Origin of the sequence: Microbacterium sp. LMI1x-1-1.1 (genome assembly GCF_040676205.1) — a bacterium.
Lineage (GTDB): Bacteria > Actinomycetota > Actinomycetes > Actinomycetales > Microbacteriaceae > Microbacterium > Microbacterium aquilitoris.
Genome location: NZ_JBEGHM010000001.1, coordinates 1 through 24778, shown reverse-complemented (window position 1 = coordinate 24778; position 24778 = coordinate 1). Strand labels below are relative to the sequence as shown.

The following is a 24778-nucleotide window of genomic DNA, read 5'->3' as shown; positions in this document are numbered from 1 at the left end:
CCGCGCGCTCGGGCGCTAGCGGGTGACCGAGAGCGACAGCACGGGCTTGGCCGGCGGCTTCGAGGCGTTCAGGATCGCCCCGACCTCGACCCGGGCGCCCTGCGAGAGGTTCGCCACGCCCCACTCGATGCCCGAGCAGGCAACTCGAGCACTCGCGGTGCCGGGCTTCGTGACGCGGCAGGCCATGCCCCACGCGCTGTCGGCTCCCGTCGCGCCGGGGGAGGCCCAGGAGGCGGTCCAGGCCTTCACCTTCGCGCTCGAGGACGCGGTGAGGGCGAGGGCGACCTGGTACTTGCCGGGCCACGCGCTCGACACTGTGAGCGTCGCCGAGACGCCGTTGGACGAGGCGCTCGACGACTGCCCCACCGTCGGCGGCGGGGTGTTCCCCGGCTGCGACGGCTGCGGCGACGGCTGCGGAGGCAGCGGCGACGGTGCCGGTGCGGGAGCGGCCGGGTAGGCGACCTTCTTCGGCGTCAGGATCGGCTTCAGCGCGGCGAGCTTGTCCTTGTCGCGGGTGACCCAGTCGTCCTTGAGCAGACCGCCCGTGTCGCCGCTGTTCGGGTTGAACGACCAGTACGCCCAACCGAGACCGCGGTCCTTGATGTAGCCGACAAGCTTCGCGAGCCACTTCTTGTCGGACGACGTCTGCAGTTTCGTGCCGAACTCCCCGATCAGGACGGGGGCGATCTTCTTCGACGCGATGTAGCCCCAGTTGCTCTCCCACACGCCGGGGAGGTTGGCGGGGTAGTCGGCGTTGTGGAACCACGGCTGGTCCGAGATCGACGAGGGGTACTCGTGAGGGGAGTACACGACCCGGTTCTTCACCTTCAGGGTGACCGGCTTCTTCGCGACGCCGCGGAGGTTCCCGCCCCACCACGTGGCGCTGCCGTCGGGACCGTTCTGGACGCCCTCGACGATGACGAGCAGATGCGGGTTCACATCAAGCACGGCGTTGCCAGCACGGACGGCGGCCGCCTGCCAGTCGCGCGAGCGGTCACCGCACCCCCAGCACGCCGCGCCCCGGGGCTCGTTGTGCAGGTCGACGCCGATCACGGTGGAGTTGTTCCGGTACCGCTGCGCGAGCATCTTCCAGTCGGAGATCCACCGCTTCTCGGAGTACTGCGGGGTGTACCAGAGCTCGGACTGCGCATCGGTCCCCGGGCGGTGACGGTCGAGGATGACCCGGATGCCGTAGGCACGCGCCGTCGCGACGACGGCATCCATGATCTTCAGCGGCGAGGCCGTCGCGAGCGTCGGATTCAGTGCCTGGTTCACCGAGTTGGCCGTCTTGCGGGTGAGGCACTCGTTGGCGAAGGGAAGCCGGATCGTGTTGAAGCCCATCCCCGCGATCTGCGCCATGCCCTGCTTCAGCGAGATCGACCACAGTCCGTGCGGCGCGCAGGTGTCGGTCTCCATGCCGAACCAGGACGTCGCCTTGACGGTGAAGGTCGCACCCGTGGCGGCGACCTGGATCTTCGCGCCGCTCGTGCGCAGCCACTGGGCGGTCGCCGCGTCGGCGGGCGCCGCGGGCACGGTGAGGGATGCCGTCAGCACCACTGCGGCAAGGACCGCCAGGACACGTCGCAGCATCGAAAACCTCTGGTGAGAGCGGCTGAACGGCCGCGGGTGGACATCGATGCTCAGCGTACGGTACGCGCGCCCGCGACGCTGGCCGGCCTCCGCACGCGGGGGCGCTCGCCGGGGCGGACTAGAGTTGCGGCAATGTCCCCCGATGAGACGCCGACGACCATCGACTCGCTGTACCGCGAGATCCCCCGTGCCGAATGGGCGCGCATGGCCGCCGGAATGGAGCAGCCCCTCACCGAGACCGAGGTCGTGCAGCTGCGCGGCATCGGCGACCGCCTCGACATCACCGAGGTGCGGGAGGTCTACCTTCCCCTCAGTCGGTTGCTGTCCCTGTACGCCTCAGCCACCAAGCGACTCGGCGCCGACACCGCCGGCTTCGTCGGTGAGGAGGATGCGACGACACCGTTCATCGTCGCCGTGGCCGGGTCCGTCGCCGTCGGGAAATCCACGGCGGCCCGTCTGCTGCGCGAACTGATGAGCCGGTGGCCCGGCACGCCCCGTGTCGAACTCGTCACGACCGACGGGTTCCTCTACCCCAACGCCGAACTCGAACGGCGGGGGATCATGGACCGCAAGGGGTTCCCCGAGTCCTATGACCGTCGCGCGCTCGTGGAGTTCCTCGTCGCCGTGAAGTCGGGGGAGCCCGAGGTTCGGGCGCCCTACTACTCGCACATGCGGTACGACATCATCCCCGATGCGCAGGTGACGGTCCGCCGCCCCGACGTGATCATCGTCGAGGGCCTGAACGTGCTCGCGTCGGCTCCGAACCCGCACGACATCGCCGTCAGCGAGCTGTTCGACTTCTCCATCTACGTCGACGCCGACGTGACGCACATCGAGCAGTGGTACGTCGAGCGGTTCCTCGCCCTCCGCGAAGCCGCCTTCTCGAACCCGAACTCGTTCTTCAAGGTCTTCGCCGACATCTCCGACGACGAGGCCGTCTCGCTCGCCCTCGGTTTCTGGAACGACATCAATCTGCCGAACCTGCGCGAGAACGTCGAGCCCACGCGGCACCGCGCGAAGCTGGTCCTCCAGAAGGGCGCGAACCACACGGTCGAGACGGTCCGGCTCCGCAAGCTCTGACCGCGCCCGGCCGGTGGCTCAGCGGCGTCTGACCCGCTGCCACACGGCGAGACCCAGCATCCCGACACTGGCGCCGGTCACGTTCGCGACGATGTCGAGCACGCTCGGCACCCGGGCCTGCAGGACGAGCGCCTGCGTGCACTCGATCGTCACCGTCGCCACGAGGGCGATCGGCAGCACGAGTTCCTTCGCGCCGCGGAGGATCAGCGTCAGCAGCACCCCGAACGGGACGAACAGGGCCACGTTCGCCGCGAACTCCACCCGGGGGCGCGTGATCGCCGGCAGTCGGCGCGACAGTGCGTCGATCACGGGAGCCACGCCGGCGTCGACGGGCGTCGGCCAGAACGCGATGACCGCCAGCGCTAGCAGGTAACCGGCCAGCACGAGCACCGGGGCGGTGGTCGACGCCCGCCGGTGCTTCGGCGGCAGCGGCGGCTTCGGCGGAATCTGCGGCGGCGGGACGGCGTCGGGCATCGGTCCTCCTCACGGGACAGGACGCGACGCTGCGGTGGTCGACGAGTCTACGGCGCGAGCGGATGCCGCATCACCGCCGAGTCAGGAGGGGTAATACCCGAAGACCTGCGTGTAGAAGGGGAGGCCCTTCGACGAGCAGGCCACACCGATCCCGATGCGGTTGTACGACCCGAGGATGTTCGCGCGGTGTCCGGCGGATTTCATCCACGCGGGCGTGACCTTCGACGGCGCGTACCCGAAGGCGACGTTCTCGCCCGCCCTCGTCCAGCCCGACGGGATCTGCGACGAGTACTTCGGGTTGTGGCTCATCCTGTTGGCGGCGGCCTGCTTGCCCGACCAGGTGACGGCCACCTTCGACATGGCGGAGCTCAGAGTCAGCGCCTTCTTGCCGCCTGCCTTCCGTGCGGCGTTCACGTCGGTGAGGATGCGCTTCTGCACGGCGGCCTGGGTCGTCCCGGTGCACGAGGTCGACACCGCCGCCGAGGCGACTCCGGCGGGCACGACGGCGAAGCCGAGGGCGAGGGCGGCCGTGAGGGCGAGCGCCGACCGTCGTCGGACGCGGGGGGATGCGGGCATGGGGGACTCCATCGTGTTGGGGGGCACGACCGTGCGGGGGACACGGTGCCTCATGGGTACCAAAGGATGCCGCGCCCGCCAAGTCCTTGCGCCCGGCGACGCGCCCGGTGCGGCGCCGCGCGGCGGAGTCCCAGTCGCCCGCGCCTAGCATGGAGCCCATGTGTGGAATCGTCGGATACGTGGGGCCTCGTGACAGTCAGGCCATCCTCCTCTCGGGTCTTGCCCGCCTCGAGTACCGCGGTTACGACTCCGCCGGTATCGCCGTGATCGACGCGGACGGCGACCTCGAGATGCGCAAGCGCGCCGGCAAGCTCCAGGTGCTGCGCGACGACCTCAGCGCCCACCCGATGGTGGACGGGACGACCGGCATCGGTCACACCCGCTGGGCCACGCACGGCGGACCGACCGACGTCAACGCGCACCCGCACCTCGCCGACGACGGCAAGCTCGCCGTCATCCACAACGGCATCATCGAGAACTTCGCCGAGCTGAAGGACGAGCTCCTCGCGGAGGGCTACACCTTCGTGAGTGAGACCGACACCGAGGTCGCCGCCGTCCTGCTCGGGCGCGAGTTCGCGGCATCCCACGACCTCGTGGCCGCCTTCCGCGCCGTCGTCGCCCGCCTCGAGGGCGCGTTTACGCTGCTCGCGATGCACCAGGACCAGCCCGGCCTCGTCGTCGGCGCTCGCCGCAACTCGCCGCTCGTGATCGGGCTCGGCGAGGGCGAGAACTTCCTCGGCTCCGACGTCGCCGCCTTCGTCGAGCACACCCGCAACGCGCTGGCCATCGGTCAGGACCAGATCGTCGCGATCACGCCCCAGGGCGTCGAGGTCACCGACTTCGCCGGTGGCGCCGTCGAGGTCGAACCGTTCGAGGTCGTGTGGGATGCCTCCGCCGCCGAGAAGGGCGGCTGGTCCTCGTTCATGGCCAAGGAGGTCTCGGAAGAGCCGGAGGCCGTCGCCAACACGCTGCGCGGGCGCCTCCACGACGGCGCCGTCGTCATCCCCGAGCTCGACGGGCTCGACGACCTGTTCGCCGGCATCCACCGTGTGATCGTCATCGCCTGCGGCACGGCCGCGTACGCGGGCATGGTCGGCAAGTACGCGCTCGAGCAGTGGACGCGCGTCCCCGTCGACGTCGAGCTCGCCCACGAGTTCCGCTACCGCGACCCGGTGATCGGCCCCGACACCCTCGTCGTCTCGATCTCGCAGTCGGGCGAGACGATGGACACGCTCATGGCCGTCAAGTACGCCCGCGAGCAGGGCGCCAAGACGCTGTCGATCTGCAACACCCAGGGGGCGACGATCCCGCGCGAGTCCGATGCGATCGTCTACACCCACGCCGGCCCCGAGGTCGCCGTCGCCTCGACGAAGGCGTTCGTCGCCCAGATCACGGCGCTGTACCTGCTGGCCCTCCACATCGGTCGCGTGCGCGGCTCGCTCTCGGCGGACGTCTCCCGTGACGCGGTCGCCCAGCTCGAGGCGATTCCCGCCGGCATCTCGCGTGTCCTCGAGACCGAGCAGGAACACATCGAGCAGTTCGCCCGCTGGATGGGCGACACCCAGTCGGTGCTGTTCCTGGGTCGTCACGTCGGCTACCCGATCGCCCTCGAAGGTGCGCTCAAGCTCAAGGAGCTCGCCTACATCCACGCCGAGGGCTTCGCGGCCGGCGAGCTCAAGCACGGCCCCATCGCGCTCATCGAGCCCGGTCAGGCGGTCTTCGTGATCGTCCCGTCGCCCCGCGCCTCGAGTGAGCTGCACAAGAAGGTCGTGTCGAACATCCAGGAGATCCGCGCCCGCGGCGCCCGCGTCATCGCCGTCGCCGAAGAGGGGGATGCCGCCGTCCTCCCGTTCGCCGACGAGGTGCTGCGCATCCCGCTCGCGGGTCCGCTGTTCGAGCCGCTGCTGGCGGTCGTGCCGCTGCACATCTTCGCGATGGGCCTCGCCACGGCGAAGGGTCTCGACGTGGATCAGCCCCGCAACCTCGCGAAGTCCGTCACCGTCGAGTGAGTCAGGCCGGGTCCGGGCGTCTGCCGGGACCGAACGACGCGCCGCGCGCCTCGTCGACCCACGCGCGCAGCTGCCACGGCGCGAAACGGAACAGCCGGGCCACGTCGGCCTCGGCATGGCCCGCTTCGAGGACGGCGGCGACGGCGAAGTCCTTCATGGACGAGAACTCCCGTCCCTCCAGCGGACCGGTGCGCAGGTCGCGGAAGCTGCGCAGCACCGGGGGCTGACCAGGAGCGACCGGACGTCCCGTCCGCTCGGGTGAGGGCGCCGGGGCACCCTCGTAGGGCGCCGAGATGACGTAACCCGGTGCCGGTGCGTGCGGCGCCGGCGGTTCGGGGGTCGGCGGTTGCTGCGCGGTAGGGGCGTAGGGCGCGTACGGCCACGGTTCGGGGGCCGGCGGTGGTGCCGAGGCCCGCGCGGCCGGTTCCGGTTCCCTGATCTCGGGCTCCCTGGTCTCGGGTTCCCAGGGCGCGGGCATCTCGAGAGGTCGATATCCGGGTGGTGCTTCGGCCAGGAGGTGGGCTTCGGGCCAGAGCAGCGACGCGTCCTCGGGTGCCACCCGGTCGTCCGGGGTGTATCTGGGCGCGGGTGCGGGAGAGGGCTGGACGGATCCGCCCTCCGGAAGCCCTTCTGCGGAGGTGCTCACTGTGACGTCCTCTTCGGGTGAGGTGATGTCAGAACTCGGAAGTCGCGACGCGGCTGTCCGCCCACGATATCCATCCCGCCCCTGCCCGTCGAGCGTGATTCCGGTGCGGCGTTGATGGTTCCGGGAGCCTGCGCGACACAGGCGCGATAAGCGGCGGACACACCGATCTGGTACACAGAGCGAGGCGCCTTCCATCCGGCGCTTCGACGAGGGGGACTCTTCATGCGACTGTCTGTCATCGGATGCGGTTATCTGGGCGCCGTTCACGCGGCCGCCATGGCATCGATCGGCCACGAGGTCGTCGGCATCGACATCGACGAGCGGAAGATCGCCACTCTCGCGGCCGGCGAGGCGCCGTTCTTCGAGCCCGGACTGTCCGAGATCCTCGCGGACGGGATCGCCTCGGGGCGACTGACGTTCACGACCGACTTCGCCGCCGCCGCCGGTGCTGCCGTCCACTTCGTGGGTGTCGGCACCCCGCAGGTCAAGGGCGGGTACGCCGCTGACCTCACTTACGTGAACGCAGCCGTCGACGCGCTCCTGCCCCACCTCTCCGAGGGGGACATCGTCGCCGGCAAATCGACCGTGCCGGTGGGCACAGCGGCATCCCTCGCCCCTCGCATCACCGACACCGGCGCGACCCTCGTCTGGAACCCCGAGTTCCTGCGCGAGGGGTTCGCGGTGCAGGACACGGTCGACCCGGACCGCCTCGTGGCCGGAGTGCCGGCGGGGCCCGACGGCGAGCGGGCGACCGGCATCCTGCGCGAGGTGTATCACCCGTCGGTCGCGAAGGGCACGCCCTTCATCGTGACGGACTACGCCACCGCCGAACTCGTCAAGGTGTCGGCGAACGCCTTCCTCGCCACGAAGATCAGCTTCATCAACGCGATGGCCGAGATCGCCGAGGTCGCCGGCGCCGACGTCACGATGCTCGCCGACGCCATCGGGCACGACGCGCGCATCGGCCGCCGCTTCCTGGGCGCCGGCATCGGTTTCGGCGGCGGATGCCTCCCCAAGGACATCCGGGCGTTCTCCGCTCGTGCCGAAGAGCTCGGCCGCGGTGAATCGGTCGCGTTCCTGCGCGAGGTCGACGACATCAACATGCGCCGCCGCGAGCGCGCCGTCGAACTCGTCGTCCAGGGCCTCGGCGGCAGCGTCCACGGCAAGAAGGTCACCGTCCTCGGCGCCGCGTTCAAGCCCTACTCCGACGACACCCGTGATTCGCCGGGTCTCGACGTCGCCGTCCGTCTGCACGGGCTCGGCGCGGTCGTCTCGCTCACCGATCCCGAGGCGATCGACAACGCCCGTCGTCAGCACCCGCAGCTCACCTACGTCGCCGACCGTGACGAGGCCCTCACCGGAGCCGACGCCGTGGTCCTCGTCACCGAGTGGGATGAGTACCGCCGTGACCTCACGCCCGAGCACGCCGCGAGCCTCGCCGCAGGGCGCGTCGTCGTGGATGGTCGGAACGCCTTCGACCCGGCCGCCTGGCGCGCCGCCGGATGGACCTACTACGGAATGGGTCGCCCCTGACAGGCGGTCCGGTCGCGGGCGGGTGGCGTCACTGGCCGGTCGCGACGACCGATCCGGCAGCGATCAGCAGCAGCATCGTCACGTTGTAGACGAGGTGCACGAGCACGGCACCCCAGATGCGTCCCGTCAAGATGACGAGAGTCGCGCACACGAGGCCGACCGCGCCCACCGAGATGGACTCGCTGAGCGGAAGCGACCCGTCGACGACGTGGATGAGGATGAAGCTCGCCGTCGAGACCAGGACCGCGGCGATCGCCGCTGACGCGCGGCCGACGGGGCGGCGCAGCAGCGAATAGACCGCGACGAGGATGACGGTGCGGAAGAAGAACTCCTCCACGACGGGCCCGACGAGCCCCGCCGGGACCGCATCCGTCCACAGCCAGTACGGCGTGAGCGTCGCGCGGGGGAACGGCTGCGACGCGGCATCCGTCACCCAGCCGTCGAGCACGCGCAGTGCGAGCCCGAGCGTGAGCGCGTAGACGAGGTCGGCCGGTCGGAACCGCAGCAGCCCGGCCGGACGTCCCCGGCGGAACGCGACCACGACCGGCGCGATCATCCCGACCCAGAGGATCGCGGTCGACGCCAGCGGCGCCCATGGGGAGCGCCACAGCAGGGTGACGAGCGATCCCGCGAAGATGGCAGCACCGAGACTGACGAGCGCGACGATCAGCAGCCCGCCGTTCCACGTGCGGACGGCCGTTCCCCCCAGCCGCCAGTCGGTGCGGCGGCGCCGGCCGCGGCGGCGGTGCGGCTTGCCTCGAGTGTCCGCTTCGAGCGCGGGATCGGGCGCCTCGGCGTCCGCGAGGGGGGACGGGTCGCCGTCGCTAAGCTGATCCTGCACGGGCCTACCGTATCGGGTGCCCGTCCGCGTCCCGTCGCGGGACCCCGTTCCGCCACGCAGAGGGCGCGGGATGAGCCGCGGCATCCGTCTCGAAGGGCTCCGCGTGATCCAGATCCTCACCGTCTGCACGGGCAACATCTGCCGGTCGCCGCTCGCCGCTCTCGTCCTGCAGTACCGCCTCGGGGATCTCGGCGTCGCCGCGACGAGCGCCGGTGTGCGCGCCCGACAGGGCGATCGGATGCCGCGCGAGGCCGTCGAGCTCGCCGTCGCCCACGGGGTGCCCACCGAGCAGATCGCGGCGCACGGATCGCGCTACCTCACCGAGGCGCTGCTGCGCGAGCCCGACCTCGTCCTCGCGATGGACCGCGACCACCGCCGCGCGATCGTCGAGCTCGCCCCGGCGAAGCTCCGCGTCGCGTTCACGATCCGTGAGTTCGAGCGCCTCGCCGCCGCGACATCCGACGACGCGATCAGGGCCGGCGCAACCGGCGACGACCCTCGCGACCGGCTGCGCGGCGCGCTCGCCGTCCTCGGCGGGCAGCGGGGTCTCGTCCTCCCGCCCGTCGACCCGACCGACGACGACGTCGTCGACCCGTATGGCCGCTCCCGCGAGACGTACGCCCGCTCGGACGCGCAGCTCTCGCCCGGCCTCGACGCCGTCGAACGCGTCGTGCGGCTCGCCGTCGGCTGAGCTGCGCCCGATATCCTGATCTGATGCCGTAGCGCGCGGCGACAGGAGGCGGGATGATCATCGGAATCGGTGTCGACCTCGTCGACATCCCGCGGTTCGAGCGCTCGATCGAGCGCACGCCGAAGCTCATGACGCGGCTGTTCACGGCATCCGAGCAGACCCTCAAGCCCCACTCGCTCGCGGCTCGCTATGCCGCGAAGGAGGCGCTCATCAAGGCGCTCGGCGGATCCGAGGGCGTGCACTGGACCGACATCGAGGTGGCCTCCGAGCCTTCGGGCCGTCCCGTCTTCGCCCTGTCCGGCGAGACCGCAGCCACGGTCGCGAGCCGCGGCATCGCCACCGTCCACCTGTCGCTCTCGCACGACGCGGGACTCGCGACGGCGTACGTGATCGCGGAGTCCGCGTCATGACCCGGATGCCCCTCCCTCACCGGATGCCGGAGGGCATCGCGCGCGAAGCGGTCATCGACGTCGGCGCGATCGAGCACAACGTCCGCCACCTCGCACGGCTCACCGAGTCCGAGGTCATCGCCGTGGTCAAGGCCGACGGGTACGGTCACGGCGCGGAGCGCTCGGGCCGTGCCGCGCTGGCCGGGGGAGCGGCGCGTCTCGCGGTCGCCGACATCCCCGAGGCTCTCCAGTTGCGGGATGCCGGGATCGACGCGCCCGTGCTCGCGTGGCTGCACGCGCCGGGCACCGATTTCGCCGCGGCCGCCGCCGCGCACATCGAGCTCGGCGTCTCGAGTCTCGAGCAGCTCCGCGCCGCCGCGCGCGCCGGATCGACGGATCGTCCGGTGACCGTGCAGCTCAAGGTCGAGACGGGCCTCGGCCGCAACGGCATCGCCCCCGCCGACTACGGGGCGGTCTTCGCCGAAGCGGCGGAATACGAGCGTCAGGGCGTCATCCAGGTGCTCGGCATCTTCAGCCACCTCTCCAACACGTCGTCCGACGACGACCGCACGGCGCTCTCGCGCTTCACGGTCGCCCAGGCCGCCGCCGAGTCCGCCGGTCTCCGGCCGCGGCTGCGCCACATCGCCGCCTCGCGCGCTGCCATCGGCCTGCCCGAAGCGCGGCTGGGCTGCGTCCGTCTGGGCGTCGCGATCTACGGGCTGTCACCGTTCGAGGACCGCTCGTCGGCCGACCTCGGTCTCCGCCCCGCCATGACCCTCCGCGCGTCCGTCGCCGCCGTCCGTCGGGTGCCCGCGGGCCAGGGCGTCTCGTACGGCTACCTGCACCGCACCGAGCGCGAGTCGACGCTCGCGCTCATCTCGATCGGTTACGCGGACGGCGTGCCGCGCGCGGCATCCGGCGCGGGTCCCGTCTCGATCGGCGGACGCACGTTCCCCGTCGCCGGCCGGATCGCGATGGACCAGTTCGTCGTCGACGCGGGCGACGAGCCCGTGCAGGTGGGCGACGAGGCCGTGCTCTTCGGTGACCCGGCCACGGGCGTGCCGTCCGCGACCGACTGGGCCGACGCGGCGAGCACCATCAACTACGAGATCGTCACGCGCATCGGCCCGCGCGTTCCGCGACGGGAGGTACGGTCGTGACCGGCATCGAGCAGTTCGAGGGGCGTCGCGAGATCGCCTCGCCGGACGACATGGAGGCCCTCGGCCGCGAGCTCGGCGCCGTCCTGACCGCCGGCGACCTGATCGTGCTGACCGGTCCGCTCGGGGCGGGCAAGACGACCCTGACCCGAGGGATCGGTGCGGGTCTCGGCATCCGCGGTCCCGTGCAGAGCCCCACGTTCGTCATCGCACGTACGCACCCGTCCGAGGTCGGCGGCCCGCCGCTCGTGCACGTCGACGCCTACCGGCTCGGTTCGCCCGCCGAGCTCGACGACCTCGGCCTCGACCCCGACAACGCCGTCACGATCGTCGAGTGGGGGCGCGACATGGTCGACGGGCTCGTCGACACATGGTGGGAGCTCGAGATCGAACGCGGGTGGAGCGGCACCGGCATCGACAACGCCTGCGGCACCACCGGCCATTACGCCGCCGAGCTCGAGGACGCCGCTCCGCGCATCGTGACGGTCACGCGCCGCCCCTGACGCCGCTCGGCCGCCGCCCGCCCGGATACCCTTGATCCTGTGATCCTCGGCATCGACACCTCCCTCGGCACGGCCGTCGCCGTGATCGACGCCGACGGTGCGGTGCGAGCGGATGCCGCCAGCGCCGACGCCCTCGGCCACGCCGAGATCATCGGCACGCTGCTCGAGACGGCGATGACGGATGCCGCGCACGGCCCCATCGGTGCGACGGGTGCTCCCGAGGCCGTCGCCCTGACCCACGTCGCCGCGGGCATGGGCCCGGGCCCGTTCACGGGGCTTCGGGTCGGGATCGCGGCGGCGCGCGCGTTCGCCCTGGGACGCGGCATCCCGGTCGTCCCGGTGCGGAGCCACGATGCCGCCGCCCTCGCCGTGCTGCTCGCCGACCCGTTCGCCGACGTCCCCCGCTTCGCGGTCGTCACCGACGCCCGCCGCAAGGAGTTCGCGTTCACGGTCTACGACGGCATCGACGACGACGGGCTCCCGATGCGCATGACCGAGGCAACGCTCGTGAAGCGCGACGACGTCGACGCCGCGCTCGCCGAACACAGCGCCGAGCGTCGCGACACGACGGTCATCCCGGGCGCCATGGTCGCCCTCGTGGCGGCGCGCGCCGTCGCCGCCGGCCGCGTCGAGGACCTCGGCGAGCCGCTGTACCTGCGCGCCCCCGACGTCACCATGCCCGGCCCGCGGAAGAAGGTCGGCCAGTGACCCTCCGCACGGCCACCGGCGACGACCTCGACGACATCATGCGTCTCGAGCGCACCTCGTTCCCCACCGACGCCTGGAGCGATGCGCTCATGGCCGGCGAGCTCGCCTCGCCCCATGGTCGCTACGTCGTCGACATCGAGGCCGGTCGACTCGTCGGCTACGGCGGAGTGCGGGCCGTGCAGGGCGCAGCGGATGCCGACATCCAGACCATCGCGATCGCCGCCGACGCGCGGGGTCACGGCCGTGGGCGCGCGCTGCTGCGCGAGCTGCTGACGACCGCCCGCAGCCGCGGCGCGCGGGAGATGTTCCTCGAGGTGCGGGCGGACAACCCCGGCGCCACGGCGCTGTACCTGTCGGAGGGCTTCTTCGAGGTCGGCCGCCGCCCCCGGTACTACCAGCCCGACGATGTCGACGCGGTCGTCATGCAGCTGAACCTCGTCGCCTGGGAGGCACGGACCACGGCTGCCCCGACGGCCGAGAAGGGCTGGTGCTGACATGACGCGCGAACCCCTCGTCCTGGGTATCGAGACGAGCTGCGACGAGACCGGCATCGGCATCGTCCGCGGCCGCACCCTGCTGTCCAACACGATCGCGAGCTCGATGGACGAGCATGCCCGCTACGGCGGCGTCGTCCCCGAGGTCGCCGCCCGCGCCCACCTCGAGGCCCTGCAGCCCGCCATCGAGGCGGCGCTCGCCGAGGCGCAGGTGACCCTCGCCGACATCGACGCGGTCGCCGTCACGAGCGGTCCCGGTCTCGCCGGTGCGCTCATGGTCGGCGTCGGCGCGGCGAAGGCCCTCGCCGTCAGCCTCGGCAGGCCGCTCTATGCCGTGAACCACCTCGTCGGCCACATCGCCGCCGACATCCTGACCGGCGACGAGGTCGAGTATCCGACCGTCGCCCTGCTCGTCAGCGGCGGACACACGTCGCTCCTGCTCGTCCGCGACCTCGTCTCGGACGTCGAGCTCCTCGGCGAGACGATGGACGACGCCGCCGGCGAAGCCTTCGACAAGATCGCCCGCATCCTCGGTCTGCCCTACCCCGGCGGACCCGAGATCGATCGCGCAGCGTCCACCGGGGACCCGAACGCCATCCGGTTCCCGCGCGGCATGTCCCGGGCCTCCGACATGGCCGAGCACCGGTACGACTTCTCGTTCTCGGGGCTCAAGACCGCCGTCGCGCGCTGGGTCGAACAGCACGAGGCGACGGGGCAACCGGTGTCGGTGCCCGACGTCGCGGCATCCTTCCGCGAAGCGGTCGTCGACGTCCTCGTCACGAAGGCCCTCGACGCCTGCGCCCGCCACGGCGTGCCGCGCCTCCTGCTCGGCGGTGGCGTCATCGCGAACAGGCGTCTGCGCGACGTCGCGCTCGAGCGCGCCGAGGCCGCCGGGGTCGCCGTCCGCATCCCGCCTCTCTCGCTCTGCACCGACAACGGAGCGATGATCGCCGCTCTCGCCTCGGAGCTGATCATGAGCGGCCGCCCGGCCTCGACCCTCGCCTTCGGCGCCGACTCCACACTGCCGGTCACGACGATCCAGGTGGCGACGTCCTCATGACCGACGAGCGGATGCCGCCCCCCGCCTCCCCGTCACGAGGCCCCGCCTCTTCAGCTCAGGGTCCGGTCGTCGAGCCGCCGTCCGTCGACGTCGCGTCCGCGCCGACCGATTCCGCGCTCCCGGGGGCGCACCGCGGCGGGTTCCGGCGCGAGCTGACCCAGCCGCTCCCCGTCGCGCCGCCCCTCGCCGTGCACCCGGACCCCGACGAGGAAGCCTCGCCCGACGTGCGGTGGATCCCGCCGGCGCCGGTGCTGCCGCGGAGCGCGGGCTGGTCGCTGCTGTTCGGCGCGCTCGGTCTCGTCCTCGCGTGCTTCGTCGGCTGGGGCTTCCCGGTCGGGATGATCGGCGTCGTCCTCGCGGTCCTCGCCCTCCGCCGGCCGTGGGAGAAGCGCGAGACCGCGTACTGGGGTCTCGGGCTCAGCATCGCGTCCCTGCTGTACAGCGCCGGGTGGCTGTGGTGGGCCGGAACGCAGGGCGCCCTGGTCGGCTGAGTCAGACCCGGTCGGCCAGTATCGCGACCCGCTTCGCGTCCCGCCCCTCGCCCATCCGCGTGAGGATGAGGGTGGCGGATGCCGCGCCCCGCAGCGTGAGCTTGCGCCGGAACTGCGCCGGGTCGACGTCGACGCCGCGCTTCTTGATCTCGAGCGTGCCGATGTCGGCTTTCCGAAGCGCCGCATCGATGGCGCCGGTCTTGAGGGGGAGGGCCTCGCGCACCCGGAACGACTGGACGAACGGGTTCGTGAGCGGGGTGTCGGAGGTGAGGTACGCGATGCCGCCGCCGAGCATGCCGGCGTCGAGGCTCCGTGCGACCTCGCCGATGAGGCGCGCGCGGATGACGGCGCCCTCGGGCTCGTGGACGAACGCACCGAGGTCGCGGACGGGCTCGTCGTCGGTGTCGCCGGGCGCGGTGAGCTCTGCGGCGCTGCCGCCGCGCAGCACGAGCGCCGACCGGCGGACGTCCTCGCGGCGCAGCGATCCCGACCAGAGCACGAGCTCGACCGTCGAGCCGTCGACGCTGATCCACTGCGCTTCGGCGTCGTCGGGGATGAGGTCGCGATCGAGTCCGGGGCCGAGCTTGATGCCCACCGGCATCCGTCCTGCGAGGTCGAAGGCCCAGTCCAGCGACGGCGACCAGTCCTCGGGCGCCGTGCGCGAGGTCTCGGAATGGCCGGCGGTGCGCCGGGCCGGGTCGAGCCAGACCGCATCCCACCCGTCGAGGTCGGTCTCCTCGGCACGGCCGTGCCGCACGGTGACCGATTCGCCGAAGGGGGCGAGGTTGTACGCCGCGAGCGCGGCCGTCGTCTCGTCCGCGTCGACCGCGAGCACGTCCAAGTCGATGCCCGCGAGCCCCAGAGCGTCGCCCCCGATGCCGCAGCCGAGGTCCGCGACGCGGTGCGCACCGGCATCCCGGAACCGCCCCGCGTGACGCGCAGCAACCTCGAGCCGCGTGGCCTGCTCGAGACCCGCCCGGGTGAACAGCATGCGGTCCGCGAACGGGCCGAACTTCGCCGCAGCGCGCACCCGCAGGTGGGCCTGGCCGACGACGGCCGAGACGAGATCGGGGGAGTGGCCGGCCGCGCGCAGGCGCGAGACGGCGGCGGCGACCTCGGTGGTGGATGCCAGGGGTCCGACCTCGTCCACCATGCGCAATCCCTGGGCGGTCAGGAGGGCGGTGAGCTCGGCCTGTTCCATCCGGCCAGCCTAGGCCGTGCGGCATCCGGACCTCGGTTGGCACTCGCGTTGCATGAGTGCCAACCGCGCCCTAGACTTTCGTTAGCACTCTCGACAAGCGAGTGCTGATGAGTCTTGAAGCAGGACCCCACCAGCAAGAAAGAGGTAGACCGTGTCGGTTTCCATCAAGCCGCTCGAAGACCGCATCGTCATCAAGCAGGTCGAGGCCGAGCAGACCACCGCAAGTGGCCTGGTCATCCCCGACACCGCCAAGGAGAAGCCCCAGGAGGGCGAGGTCGTGGCCGTGGGCCCCGGCCGCATCGACGACAACGGCAACCGCGTTCCGCTCGACGTCGCCGTCGGCGACCGCGTCCTGTACAGCAAGTACGGCGGCACCGAGGTCAAGTTCGGCGCCGACGAGTTCCTCGTGCTCTCGGCTCGCGACGTCCTCGCGGTCGTCGTCCGCTGACACGCAGCACCTTCGACAGGGCCCGGATGCTTCGGCATCCGGGCCCTGTGCTTTTGCCTTGCCGATGGCAGGATCCGCGCGAACGTCGGCAGTCGCCATGACGCGCAAGCTGTCATGACCGTCGTAGGCTCGTACTCATGACACCCGAGGAGACCGCCCGCGAGAAGTCCCTCGGGGGGATCTTCGTGTTCTCGGCGTACGTGCTCTGGGGTTTCCTCCCGCTGTACTTCGTCAGCCTTGCGCCAACGACGCCGTGGGAGGTCGTCGGCTGGCGCATCGTGTTGAGCCTCGTCTTCTGCGTCGCGCTGATCGCGGTCACCCGCGGCTGGGGGCGGATGCGCGTCATCCTCCGCGATCGTCGGCTCCTGCTCTGGACCCTCGTCGCCGGTCTCCTGATCTACGTCAACTGGCAGGTCTTCCTCATCGGCACCCTGACGGGTCACGTCGTCGAGACGAGCCTCGGCTACTTCATCAACCCGATCGCCACCGTGCTCCTCGGCGTGATCGTGCTGAAGGAGCGTTTGCGCCCCGCCCAGTGGACCGCCGTCGGCATCGCCGCCGCGGCTGTCGTCGTCATCATCGTGGCGGTCGGCAACGTGCCGTGGATCGCCCTGACCCTCGCCGCGAGCTTCGCGACCTACGGGCTGGTGAAGAAGCGCATCGGACCGTCGGTGGATGCCGTCAGCGGCCTCACGCTCGAGTCTTTCTGGCTCGTGCCGATCGCCGTCATCCAGCTCGTCGCGGTCGGAGTGACGTCGGGGCTCACGATGGGGCGCGAGGGCACCGGCCACACGATCCTGCTCCTCCTGGCCGGAGCCATCACGGCGATCCCGCTCCTCTTCTTCTCCGCCGGAGCCCGACGCACGTCGCTGACCGTGGTCGGCATCCTGCAGTTCATCGCGCCGATCATGCAGTTCCTCACGGGCGTGCTCATCCTGCACGAACCCATGCCGTTCGAGCGATGGATCGGATTCGGGCTCGTCTGGGTGGCGATCGCGGTGTTCGCCGTCGACTCGCTCCTGGCCTCGCGTCGCCAGCGTACGCGCGCCGTGACAGCCGTTCCCGACCCCGTCTGAACCGCATCGGATGCCGCTTTCCCGACCGTTATGGGAGCGTGCCCACCTCGTTACACATCGTTAACGAACGGCAACACTCGCGAGACGACCTCCCCGCTAGGTTGATCACACCGGGCCGGACCCGATCCGACTCGTGTCACCACAGCAAGGAGCACAATGAGCGTTCTCACCCGATCGCGCACGGCAAAGGTCATGGGCGCATTCGCCCTGATCGGCGCGAGCGCACTGGTCCTGGCCGGTTGTTCCGGCTCACCCGCACCCGCCGGCTCGAGCGCCGCGGCCCCTGCTGCAGAAGCAGACTTCCCGGTGGACTGCGACAAGGCAGCGCCCGCGTCCTACACGCCGGAGTACGCGTCCACCTCCGAGGGTCCGGCGAAGGACCTCACGTACACGATCGGCACGGCCCTGCCCGTCACCGGTAACCTCGCCTTCCTCGGCCCGCCCGAGATCGCCGGCACCGAGTTCGCCGCCGACGAGGTCAACAAGGCCGACAAGGGCGTCACCATCAACCTGGAGCAGGGTGACTCGGGTGACACCGACAACAAGGCGTACGAGACCGAGATCCCGCGTCTGCTGAACGCCGGCGCCACCGCGATCATCGGCGCCGCCTCGTCCGGCACGTCGCTGCAGTTCATCGACCAGGTCATCGCCGCCGACGCGATCCAGTTCTCGCCCGCCAACACCTCGGCCGCCTTCACGGGTTACAAGGACAAGGGCCTCTACTGGCGTACCGCCCCCTCCGACGTGCTCCAGGGGCAGGTTCTCGGCAACCTCATCGCCGGTGACGGCGCTGAGACGGTCGGCATGATCATCCTCAACGACTCGTACGGCACTGGTCTCGCGTGCTTTGCGAAGGCCGCGTTCGAAGAGGCCGGCGGCTCCGTCGTCTCGGCCGCCCTGTACAACACGGGCGACACGAACTTCTCGTCGCAGGTCGAGACCGTTCTGGCGGCCGACCCCGACGCGATCGCGCTGATCACGTTCGAAGAGGTCAAGACGATCATCCCCGAGCTGGTGGCGGCCGACTTCCCGAAGGACAAGATGTACTTCGTGGACGGCAACCTCGCCAACTTCGGTGACGAGTTCGACGCTGGCACCCTGACCGGTGCCAAGGGCACGTACCCGGCCGTCGACCCGACGAGCACGGCGACCTTCCGGGAAGACCTGAACTCCTACTGGACCGGTACCGGCAAGCCCGAGCTGAAGGACTTCACGTACGGCCCCGAGTCGTACGACGCGGTCATCCTGCTCGCTCTGGCGGCCCTCGAAGCCGGATCGGCCGAAGGCCCCGACGTCGCCGCGCACCTGCAGCAGGTCTCCGGTGGCACCGGTGAGGGCACGAAGTGCACCACCTACGCCGAGTGCGCCGACATCATCAACGCCGGTGAGGTAGCCGACTACGACGGTGTCTCCGGCCCGATCACCTTCGACGAGGTGGGCGACCCGCAGGGCGCCACGATCGGCATCTTCCAGTACGGCGAGGACAACAACTACTCGTTCCTCAACCTCGGCTGATCTGATCCGCCGCTGACGTACTCGAGCGGCCCCGGTCTTCGGACCGGGGCCGCTCTCTCGTGCGCGCGGCGGTCGTAAGAAATCGGCGCCGGTGCATCCGAGTCGTCCGGGCGAACGATGATGCCCCCGGCCTGCAGGCCGGGGGCATCATGCGTCGCTGTGCGGAGCGGTCAGGTTCCGAGCGTGCCCAGGTACAGGCCGATGACCTTGGGGTCGTTCAAGAGCTCGCGCCCGCTGCCCGTGTAGGCGTCTCGCCCCTGGTCGAGGACGTAGCCGCGGTCGCAGATCTGCAGGCAACGACGTGCGTTCTGCTCGACCATGATCGTGGTGACGCCGGCCTTGTTGATCTCCGAGACCCGCAGGAACGCCTCGTCCTGACGCGACGGCGACAGTCCGGCCGACGGCTCGTCGAGCAGCAGGACGTAGGGGTCCATCATGAGGGCTCGACCCATGGCGACCATCTGTCGCTCGCCGCCCGAGAGCGACCCCGCACGCTGCTGCAGACGCTTGGAGAGGTCGGGGAAGATCGACGTCACGAAGTCGATCCGTTCCGCCACGACCTTCGGGCGCTGGTAGGCGCCCATCTGCAGGTTCTCGGCGATCGACAGGCTGGGGAAGACGTTGTTGGTCTGCGGCACGAACCCGACGCCCTTGGAGACGAGCTTGTTCGCGCGCAGGCCGGTGATGTCCTCGCCGTTGAGCGTGACCGCTCCGGAGCGGATCTTCACCTGTCCGAAGATCGCCTTCAGCATGGTCGACTTACCGGCGCCGTTGGGTCCGATGATGCCGATGAGTTCGCCCTTCGCGGCGGTCAGGTTCGCGCCGTTCAGGATGTTGACGCCCGGAAGGTATCCGGCGTGGACGTCCCGGAGTTCGACGACGTTCTCGGTCGCCGCGGTCGAGGTGCCGCCGACGGGGGATGCTGCGGTGTCGCTCACTTGTCGTCCTCCGTCCGGTCCGCAGCGCGTGCGGGCGTGCCTGGCGCCGAGGAATCCTCCGCGGCGTGGGTAGTGGCATCCGCCTCGACCGCCTCCTGCAGCTCGTGCTGGGCCTCGAGGAGCTCTTCCGCCTCGGGGGTGAGCTCACCGGCGTAACGGCCCGTCACGACGCCCAGGTCGACATCCTGATGCGCACCGAGGTACGCGTCGATGACGGCCTGCTCCTTCATGACGGTGTCGGGCGGACCTTCGGCGACGACCTTGCCCTCGGCCATGACGATGACCCAGTCGGCGATGTGGCGGACCATGTGCATGTCGTGCTCGACGAAGAGCACGGTCATGCCGAGGTCCTTCAGGTCGAGGATGTGGTCGAGCAGTGACTGCGTCAGTGCGGGGTTCACACCGGCCATCGGCTCGTCCAGCATGACGAGGGTCGGGTCGCTCATCAGCGCGCGGGCCATCTCGAGGAGCTTCCGCTGCCCGCCCGACAGGGACGCGGCGAAGTCCTTCTCCTTGGCGTCGAGCTTGAACCGCGCGAGCAGGCCACGGGCCTTCTCCTCGATCTCGTTCTCCTGCTTGCGCCACAGGAAGGGGAGGATGCCGCGCCAGATGCTCTCGCCGCCCTGGCCGGGCGCGCCGAGCTTCATGTTCTCGAGCACGGTCAGGAGCCCCAGGGACTTCGTCAGCTGGAAGGTCCGGACCTGGCCCATGCGAGCGGCCTTGAAGGCGGGGATCCCGGCGAGGTTGGTCCCGTCGAACGACCACTGACCCTGGTTCGGCTTGTCGAAGCCGGTCAGGAGGTTGAACAGCGTGGTCTTGCCGGCGCCGTTCGGTCCGATGAGGGCGGTGATGGCGTTCCGGGGGATCTCGACGTGGTCGACGTCCACGGCGGTGAGTCCGCCGAAGATGCGCTTCACGCCGTCGGCGACGATGATCGGATCGACCTTCTCCACGCCCGGACGGATCTCGCCCTTGTGGAGGCCGGTCGCCTTGGGACGCGGTGCGGGGGGTGCGACGTCAGCGGACAAAGGTCAGCTCCTTCTTGCTTCCGAGGATTCCCTGTGGCCGGAAGATCACCAGGACCATGAGGGCGACACCCACGAGGACGAACACCAGCATCTGGCTCTGCTCGGAGGTCAGGAACGGCAGGACGCCGATCTTCGACAGCGCGGGCAGGAGGTTCGAGAGGAACGCGCGGACGACCCAGAACAGCACCGCGCCGAGCACCGGGCCGAAGATCGTGGCGGCGCCGCCGAGCAGCAGCGCGGTCCACACGTAGAACGTCTGGGACGTCACGTAGACGTTCGGGTTGACGTTCGTGCCGAGGGCGGTCACGATGCCGCCCGCGGCGATGATGACGCCGCCGACGATGAGCGCCTGCATCTTGAACGCGAAGACGTTCTTGCCGAGCGAGCGGACGGCGTCCTCGTCTTCACGGATGCCGCGGATGACGCGGCCCCACGGGCTCCGCATCAACAGCCAGACCAACGTCACGACGATCGCGATCGTGATGATGCCGATGATGATCACCCACCACTGGTCCGACTGGTACGTCCACGGACCGAAGCCGTAGCGTCCCGGGGGCAGCAGGTTGCTGGCGCGGAAGTCGGCCTGGAAACCGACCAGGCCGTCGGCTGATCCCGTCGTCTCGCGGAAGGTCGCCGTCAGGAACAGCAGGCGCACCACCTCCGCCGCGGCGATCGTGACGATGGCCAGATAGTCACCGCGGAGGCGCAGCGTCGGGATGCCCATGACGATCGAGAAGAGCACCGCCCCGACGAGGCCGACGAGAGCCGCGACGGGCCACGGCAGGCCGAAGGTGAGCGTCGAGATGGCGAAGCCATAGGCGCCGATCGCCATGAAGCCGGCGACACCCATGTTGAGCAGCCCGGCGAAACCGAAGTGCACCGAGAGACCGATGGCCGCGAGGACGAAGCCGAGCGTGACCGGCGACAGGATCTGAGCCGCCGTGTTGTTGAGGATCTGCAGGAAGTCCATGAGCCGTTATCCGATTCGCTCTCGGCGTCCGAGGAGACCCTGCGGACGGAACAGGAGGATGACGATCAGCACGACGAGCGCGCCGACGTACTTCAGGTCGGAGGGGATCCAGAGCGTCGAGACCTCGACGAGCAGACCCACGATGATCGAGCCGACGAGCGCGCCGAACGCGGTGCCGAGACCGCCCAGCGTGATCGCGGCGAAGACCAGCAGCAGGATGCTGGTGCCCATGTCCCACTTGATGCCGGGACGGAAGTAGGCCCAGAGCACACCCGAGAGTCCGGCCAGCGCGGCCGCCATCACCCACACGATGCGGACGACGGCGTCGACATCGATGCCGCTCGCCGCGGCGAGCGACGGGTTGTCGGATACGGCACGGGTCGCCCGTCCGATGCGGGTCCTCATGAGCCAGAAGGCGAACGCGATGATAACGACGACCGAGACGGCCATGCTGACGACGTCGGTGACCGACAGGCTGATGGGTCCGAGGCCGGGGATGTTGGCCGTCGCCCTGCCCGGCAGGTTGACCGTGCCACCGCCCACGAACATCTGGAAGATGTAGCGCAGCGCGAGCGAGAGGCCGATCGAGACGATCATGAGCTGCACGGTGCCGATCCCCTTGCGGCGCAGCGGCCGCCACAGTCCGGCGTCCATTCCGTACCCGAAGAGCGCCGAGGCGACCACCGCGAGGGGGATCGCGACCCAGATCGGGATGTTGACCGCGACGGAGAAGAAGAGCGCGGCGAGTGCGCCGAACGTGACCATCTCGCCGTGCGCGAAGTTCGAGAGTCCCGTGGTGCCGAACACCAGCGAGGCGCCGATCGCCGCCAGGGCGAGCATCAGTCCGAAGTTGAGGCCGTTGACCGCTCGGGACAGGAATTGGTCGAGGAACGAGGTCGTCGTCCGCTCCGCTGCACCGAGGGTGAAGTTACGGGTGACGTTGCTCGTGGGGCCGAACGTCACCTCCTGCGTGAACGCGAACCCTTCCGGAGCGGCCACCCCGCTCGGAAGCGAGTCCTTCACGAGTTCGACCGTGTAGGGGACGTCTTTCGTCGGGACCGGCACGCGCCAGGAACCGTTGGCCGCCGTCTTCGCCTCGCCGGTGTACTCGCCGCCCGTCACGACGACCGTCGCGCCTTCGACGGGGTCGCCGGCGACACGGACGTTGCCCTGCACCGCGAACGGGAAGGTCTCCGGGCTCTTCGTGTCGGCGGCGGCGGGATTCGCCAGCCCGAACAGCAGTGCGCCGGAGAAGACTCCGGCGATAAGGGCTACGAGTGCGCGTCGCCATCGATCGTGGGCGCGCACAGAGCGGGTGGTCGTCACCGACACCTCCTGGTTGAAGCATGGCCAGCGCGCAGAGGTACGGGTGCCCCCGGCGCCACACGACCGTATCCAGCGATTGTTGCGGGTGTGTTTCCCTGCCGCAACCATCGACACTCCGTCGTTTCGCGCGACCTCGCCTGCGCCTTATATCAAGGGCGACGCACGCGGGGAATGAATCGAGGCTCGTGCGCCTTAGAATTCAGACAAGCCGATCGACGCAGGAGAGCACATGGAGCACAACGACCCGTTCGGATTCGTGGGACTGACGTACGACGACGTCCTCCTGCTGCCCGGCCACACGGACGTCATCCCGTCCGAGGCCGACACCTCCTCCCGGGTCACGCGGCGCATCACCGTCGCGACTCCGCTCCTGTCCGCCGCGATGGACACCGTCACCGAGGCCCGCCTCGCGATCGCCATCGCACGCGAGGGCGGTATCGGCATCATCCATCGCAACCTCTCCATCGCCGATCAGGCCAAGATGGTCGATCGCGTCAAGCGCAGCGAGTCGGGGATGATCACCGACCCGATCACGACGACTCCCGACGCGACCATCGAAGAGGTCGACACCCTGTGCGGTCAGTACCGCATCTCGGGACTCCCGGTCATCGACGACGACGGCAAGCTCGTCGGCATCGTCACGAACCGCGACATGCGTTTCGTCTCGGGCTTCGAGCGTCAGACCACCAAGGTGCGCGACGTCATGACCGTCGAGGGTCTCGTCACGGGGCACGTGGGAATCGGGGCCAACGAGGTGATCGCCCTCTTCGCGCATCATCGCGTCGAGAAGCTCCCGCTCATCGACGACGACGGCAAGCTCGCCGGCCTCATCACCATCAAGGACTTCGACAAGAGCGAGAAGTATCCGCTCGCCACCAAGGACGACCAGGGACGACTTCGTGTGGGAGCCGCGATCGGCTTCTTCGGGGACGCATGGGAGCGCGCAGAAGCGCTGCGGGATGCCGGGGTCGACGTCATCGTGGTCGACACGGCCAACGGTCAGTCGGCCGGTGTCATCGACATGGTGAAGCGCATCAAGGCGGACGAGTCGTTCGCGCACATCGACGTGATCGGAGGGAACGTCGCCACCCGCGAGGGTGCGCAGGCTCTCATCGACGCGGGAGTGGATGCCGTCAAGGTCGGCGTCGGTCCGGGGTCCATCTGCACGACCCGCGTCGTCGCCGGCGTGGGCGTCCCGCAGGTCACCGCGATCTACGAGGCATCCCTCGCCGCGCGGGAAGCCGGCGTCCCGATCATCGCGGACGGCGGACTCCAGTACTCCGGTGACATCGCGAAGGCGCTCGTCGCCGGCGCCGACACCGTCATGCTCGGCTCTCTCCTCGCCGGCACGGATGAGTCGCCGGGTGAAGTGGTGTTCCAGGGCGGCAAGCAGTTCAAGCTGTACCGGGGGATGGGATCCCTCGGTGCGCTCCAGACGCGCGGCAAGAAGACCTCGTACTCGAAGGACCGCTACTTCCAGGCGGACGTCCCGAGTGACGACAAGCTCATCCCCGAAGGCATCGAGGGACAGGTCGCGTACCGCGGACCGGTCTCCGCCGTCGCCTATCAGCTGGTCGGGGGATTGCGGCAGTCGATGTTCTACGTCGGCGCGCGCACCGTGGAGGAGCTCAAGGCCCGAGGCAAGTTCGTCCGGATCACCTCGGCGGGCCTCAAGGAGTCCCACCCGCACGACGTGCAGATCGTCGTCGAAGCGCCGAATTACAAGCGCTGACAGGGATCCGGGGGCTCGACACGCCCGGGATGCGAGGCAGATTTGCCGAGTCCCCGATCCCCGCGTAACTTATTACTTGTTCGCCCCACAGGGAAGAGCGAGAGGCTGAAAAGCCCGCCGCCCCCTCAAGCTGGCGGACCACCCCCTCCAAGAAGAAACTGTCGCTCTGCGATTGGGTCTGACCTCAGGTCTAGGACGGGTCATCGGGACGTGCTCTTCGCCGTCATCCGAACTCCACGATCTCTCGAGATCATCGGCGTGTCGGGTTTGACGGTTTCAGAGGCTCGTCCTAAGGTAGAGAA

General features: G+C 69.9%; 25 protein-coding genes. 15 read left to right on the top strand and 10 right to left on the bottom strand.

Features of this window, described 5'->3' with window-relative positions; all coding sequences use genetic code 11:
- Window positions 1-15: 15 nt before the first annotated feature.
- Complete coding sequence (locus tag MRBLMI1x_RS00125) at window positions 16-1590, bottom strand: glycoside hydrolase family 5 protein (RefSeq protein ID WP_363454747.1); 1575 nt, start codon at window positions 1588-1590, stop codon at window positions 16-18.
- Window positions 1591-1722: 132 nt separating this feature from the next.
- Here MRBLMI1x_RS00125 and coaA point away from each other — a divergent pair, with 132 nt between their 5' ends.
- Window positions 1723-2670 (top strand): type I pantothenate kinase, encoded by a 948-nt coding sequence (gene coaA / locus MRBLMI1x_RS00120; protein ID WP_018187275.1) that lies wholly within the window; start codon window positions 1723-1725, stop codon window positions 2668-2670.
- Between the two features lie 18 nt (window positions 2671-2688).
- Here the strand turns inward: coaA and MRBLMI1x_RS00115 are convergent, their stop codons facing one another.
- Window positions 2689-3144 carry a VanZ family protein gene (locus tag MRBLMI1x_RS00115; RefSeq protein ID WP_363454743.1) on the bottom strand — a complete coding sequence of 152 codons (456 nt, stop codon included), beginning with the start codon at window positions 3142-3144 and terminating at the stop codon, window positions 2689-2691.
- Window positions 3145-3225: 81 nt separating this feature from the next.
- Window positions 3226-3720, bottom strand: a complete 495-nt coding sequence (locus tag MRBLMI1x_RS00110; protein WP_116227441.1) for a CAP domain-containing protein — start codon at window positions 3718-3720, stop codon at window positions 3226-3228.
- Window positions 3721-3878: 158 nt separating this feature from the next.
- Between MRBLMI1x_RS00110 and glmS the strand changes: the two genes are divergently transcribed.
- Window positions 3879-5729, top strand: coding sequence for a glutamine--fructose-6-phosphate transaminase (isomerizing) (glmS, locus tag MRBLMI1x_RS00105; protein ID WP_026302898.1), 1851 nt, complete (start codon window positions 3879-3881; stop codon window positions 5727-5729).
- Window position 5730: 1 nt separating this feature from the next.
- Here glmS and MRBLMI1x_RS00100 read toward each other — a convergent pair whose 3' ends face one another.
- Entirely contained in the window at window positions 5731-6375 is a 645-nt protein-coding gene (locus MRBLMI1x_RS00100; protein WP_363454738.1) for a hypothetical protein, read from the bottom strand.
- 222 nt (window positions 6376-6597) lie between these two features.
- Between MRBLMI1x_RS00100 and MRBLMI1x_RS00095 the strand changes: the two genes are divergently transcribed.
- Window positions 6598-7908 (top strand): UDP-glucose dehydrogenase family protein, encoded by a 1311-nt coding sequence (locus MRBLMI1x_RS00095; protein ID WP_363454735.1) that lies wholly within the window; start codon window positions 6598-6600, stop codon window positions 7906-7908.
- 28 nt (window positions 7909-7936) lie between these two features.
- Here the strand turns inward: MRBLMI1x_RS00095 and MRBLMI1x_RS00090 are convergent, their stop codons facing one another.
- Window positions 7937-8749, bottom strand: a complete 813-nt coding sequence (locus tag MRBLMI1x_RS00090; protein ID WP_363454732.1) for a CPBP family intramembrane glutamic endopeptidase — start codon at window positions 8747-8749, stop codon at window positions 7937-7939.
- Window positions 8750-8819: 70 nt separating this feature from the next.
- On the opposite strand from MRBLMI1x_RS00090, the gene MRBLMI1x_RS00085 reads away from it, so the two are divergent.
- From MRBLMI1x_RS00085 to MRBLMI1x_RS00050, 8 genes are read left to right on the top strand one after another with little or no spacing between them, the layout of a single operon-like run.
- The gene (locus tag MRBLMI1x_RS00085; protein WP_363454730.1) at window positions 8820-9440 is read left to right on the top strand and encodes a low molecular weight phosphatase family protein; all 621 of its coding nucleotides are present in this window, start codon (window positions 8820-8822) and stop codon (window positions 9438-9440) included.
- A 53-nt stretch (window positions 9441-9493) separates the two neighbouring features.
- Window positions 9494-9850 carry a holo-ACP synthase gene (locus tag MRBLMI1x_RS00080; protein ID WP_065570889.1) on the top strand — a complete coding sequence of 119 codons (357 nt, stop codon included), beginning with the start codon at window positions 9494-9496 and terminating at the stop codon, window positions 9848-9850.
- 23 nt (window positions 9851-9873) lie between these two features.
- Window positions 9874-10989: an alanine racemase gene (alr, locus tag MRBLMI1x_RS00075; protein WP_363457768.1), complete on the top strand. Its 1116-nt coding sequence runs from the start codon at window positions 9874-9876 to the stop codon at window positions 10987-10989.
- Entirely contained in the window at window positions 10986-11489 is a 504-nt protein-coding gene (tsaE, locus tag MRBLMI1x_RS00070) for a tRNA (adenosine(37)-N6)-threonylcarbamoyltransferase complex ATPase subunit type 1 TsaE (protein WP_336124650.1), read from the top strand. The genes alr and tsaE overlap by 4 nt, the downstream gene beginning before the upstream one ends.
- Before the next feature lie 39 nt (window positions 11490-11528).
- Window positions 11529-12197 (top strand): tRNA (adenosine(37)-N6)-threonylcarbamoyltransferase complex dimerization subunit type 1 TsaB, encoded by a 669-nt coding sequence (gene tsaB / locus MRBLMI1x_RS00065; protein ID WP_363454725.1) that lies wholly within the window; start codon window positions 11529-11531, stop codon window positions 12195-12197.
- Window positions 12194-12691, top strand: a complete 498-nt coding sequence (gene rimI / locus MRBLMI1x_RS00060) for a ribosomal protein S18-alanine N-acetyltransferase (protein WP_363454722.1) — start codon at window positions 12194-12196, stop codon at window positions 12689-12691. Before tsaB ends, rimI begins: the two co-directional genes overlap by 4 nt.
- 1 nt (window position 12692) lies before the next feature.
- Complete coding sequence (tsaD, locus tag MRBLMI1x_RS00055; RefSeq protein ID WP_363454719.1) at window positions 12693-13751, top strand: tRNA (adenosine(37)-N6)-threonylcarbamoyltransferase complex transferase subunit TsaD; 1059 nt, start codon at window positions 12693-12695, stop codon at window positions 13749-13751.
- Window positions 13748-14242 carry a hypothetical protein gene (locus MRBLMI1x_RS00050; protein WP_363454716.1) on the top strand — a complete coding sequence of 165 codons (495 nt, stop codon included), beginning with the start codon at window positions 13748-13750 and terminating at the stop codon, window positions 14240-14242. The genes tsaD and MRBLMI1x_RS00050 overlap by 4 nt, the downstream gene beginning before the upstream one ends.
- 1 nt (window position 14243) lies before the next feature.
- Here the strand turns inward: MRBLMI1x_RS00050 and MRBLMI1x_RS00045 are convergent, their stop codons facing one another.
- Complete coding sequence (locus tag MRBLMI1x_RS00045) at window positions 14244-15443, bottom strand: class I SAM-dependent methyltransferase (RefSeq protein WP_363454713.1); 1200 nt, start codon at window positions 15441-15443, stop codon at window positions 14244-14246.
- A gap of 151 nt (window positions 15444-15594) precedes the next feature.
- Between MRBLMI1x_RS00045 and groES the strand changes: the two genes are divergently transcribed.
- The 3 genes from groES to MRBLMI1x_RS00030 all read left to right on the top strand — a co-directional run bounded on the left by groES (window position 15595) and on the right by MRBLMI1x_RS00030 (window position 18482).
- Window positions 15595-15891: a co-chaperone GroES gene (groES, locus tag MRBLMI1x_RS00040; RefSeq protein ID WP_017203655.1), complete on the top strand. Its 297-nt coding sequence runs from the start codon at window positions 15595-15597 to the stop codon at window positions 15889-15891.
- Between the two features lie 137 nt (window positions 15892-16028).
- Window positions 16029-16967, top strand: coding sequence for an EamA family transporter RarD (gene rarD, locus MRBLMI1x_RS00035; RefSeq protein ID WP_018187259.1), 939 nt, complete (start codon window positions 16029-16031; stop codon window positions 16965-16967).
- Between the two features lie 156 nt (window positions 16968-17123).
- Window positions 17124-18482: an ABC transporter substrate-binding protein gene (locus MRBLMI1x_RS00030; protein ID WP_363454709.1), complete on the top strand. Its 1359-nt coding sequence runs from the start codon at window positions 17124-17126 to the stop codon at window positions 18480-18482.
- A gap of 170 nt (window positions 18483-18652) precedes the next feature.
- Here MRBLMI1x_RS00030 and MRBLMI1x_RS00025 read toward each other — a convergent pair whose 3' ends face one another.
- Genes MRBLMI1x_RS00025 through MRBLMI1x_RS00010 form a run of 4 tightly spaced genes read right to left on the bottom strand, consistent with a single transcriptional unit; the run spans window position 18653 to window position 22744 of the window.
- Window positions 18653-19420: an ABC transporter ATP-binding protein gene (locus tag MRBLMI1x_RS00025; protein ID WP_018187257.1), complete on the bottom strand. Its 768-nt coding sequence runs from the start codon at window positions 19418-19420 to the stop codon at window positions 18653-18655.
- Window positions 19417-20448, bottom strand: coding sequence for an ABC transporter ATP-binding protein (locus tag MRBLMI1x_RS00020; RefSeq protein WP_018187256.1), 1032 nt, complete (start codon window positions 20446-20448; stop codon window positions 19417-19419). Before MRBLMI1x_RS00020 ends, MRBLMI1x_RS00025 begins: the two co-directional genes overlap by 4 nt.
- Window positions 20438-21418 carry a branched-chain amino acid ABC transporter permease gene (locus tag MRBLMI1x_RS00015; RefSeq protein ID WP_018187255.1) on the bottom strand — a complete coding sequence of 327 codons (981 nt, stop codon included), beginning with the start codon at window positions 21416-21418 and terminating at the stop codon, window positions 20438-20440. The genes MRBLMI1x_RS00020 and MRBLMI1x_RS00015 overlap by 11 nt, the downstream gene beginning before the upstream one ends.
- A 6-nt stretch (window positions 21419-21424) precedes the next feature.
- Complete coding sequence (locus MRBLMI1x_RS00010; RefSeq protein ID WP_018187254.1) at window positions 21425-22744, bottom strand: branched-chain amino acid ABC transporter permease; 1320 nt, start codon at window positions 22742-22744, stop codon at window positions 21425-21427.
- 229 nt (window positions 22745-22973) lie between these two features.
- On the opposite strand from MRBLMI1x_RS00010, the gene guaB reads away from it, so the two are divergent.
- The gene (guaB, locus tag MRBLMI1x_RS00005) at window positions 22974-24476 is read left to right on the top strand and encodes an IMP dehydrogenase (protein ID WP_018187253.1); all 1503 of its coding nucleotides are present in this window, start codon (window positions 22974-22976) and stop codon (window positions 24474-24476) included.
- The last annotated feature ends 302 nt before the right edge of the window (window positions 24477-24778 follow it).

Bases quoted from the DNA above. Each gene is read 5' to 3' on its own strand.
- MRBLMI1x_RS00045 (WP_363454713.1), bottom strand. From the start codon at position 15,443: ATGGAACAGGCCGAGCTCACCGCCCTCCTGACCGCCCAGGGATTGCGC.
- MRBLMI1x_RS00030 (WP_363454709.1), top strand. From the start codon at position 17,124: ATGAGCGTTCTCACCCGATCGCGCACGGCAAAGGTCATGGGCGCATTC.
- coaA (WP_018187275.1), top strand. From the start codon at position 1,723: ATGTCCCCCGATGAGACGCCGACGACCATCGACTCGCTGTACCGCGAG.
- MRBLMI1x_RS00095 (WP_363454735.1), top strand. From the start codon at position 6,598: ATGCGACTGTCTGTCATCGGATGCGGTTATCTGGGCGCCGTTCACGCG.
- MRBLMI1x_RS00080 (WP_065570889.1), top strand. From the start codon at position 9,494: ATGATCATCGGAATCGGTGTCGACCTCGTCGACATCCCGCGGTTCGAG.
- MRBLMI1x_RS00085 (WP_363454730.1), top strand. From the start codon at position 8,820: ATGAGCCGCGGCATCCGTCTCGAAGGGCTCCGCGTGATCCAGATCCTC.
- MRBLMI1x_RS00015 (WP_018187255.1), bottom strand. From the start codon at position 21,418: ATGGACTTCCTGCAGATCCTCAACAACACGGCGGCTCAGATCCTGTCG.
- glmS (WP_026302898.1), top strand. From the start codon at position 3,879: ATGTGTGGAATCGTCGGATACGTGGGGCCTCGTGACAGTCAGGCCATC.
- MRBLMI1x_RS00110 (WP_116227441.1), bottom strand. From the start codon at position 3,720: ATGCCCGCATCCCCCCGCGTCCGACGACGGTCGGCGCTCGCCCTCACG.
- guaB (WP_018187253.1), top strand. From the start codon at position 22,974: ATGGAGCACAACGACCCGTTCGGATTCGTGGGACTGACGTACGACGAC.
- MRBLMI1x_RS00115 (WP_363454743.1), bottom strand. From the start codon at position 3,144: ATGCCCGACGCCGTCCCGCCGCCGCAGATTCCGCCGAAGCCGCCGCTG.
- tsaD (WP_363454719.1), top strand. From the start codon at position 12,693: ATGACGCGCGAACCCCTCGTCCTGGGTATCGAGACGAGCTGCGACGAG.
- alr (WP_363457768.1), top strand. From the start codon at position 9,874: ATGCCGGAGGGCATCGCGCGCGAAGCGGTCATCGACGTCGGCGCGATC.
- MRBLMI1x_RS00125 (WP_363454747.1), bottom strand. From the start codon at position 1,590: ATGCTGCGACGTGTCCTGGCGGTCCTTGCCGCAGTGGTGCTGACGGCA.
- MRBLMI1x_RS00050 (WP_363454716.1), top strand. From the start codon at position 13,748: ATGACCGACGAGCGGATGCCGCCCCCCGCCTCCCCGTCACGAGGCCCC.
- rarD (WP_018187259.1), top strand. From the start codon at position 16,029: ATGACACCCGAGGAGACCGCCCGCGAGAAGTCCCTCGGGGGGATCTTC.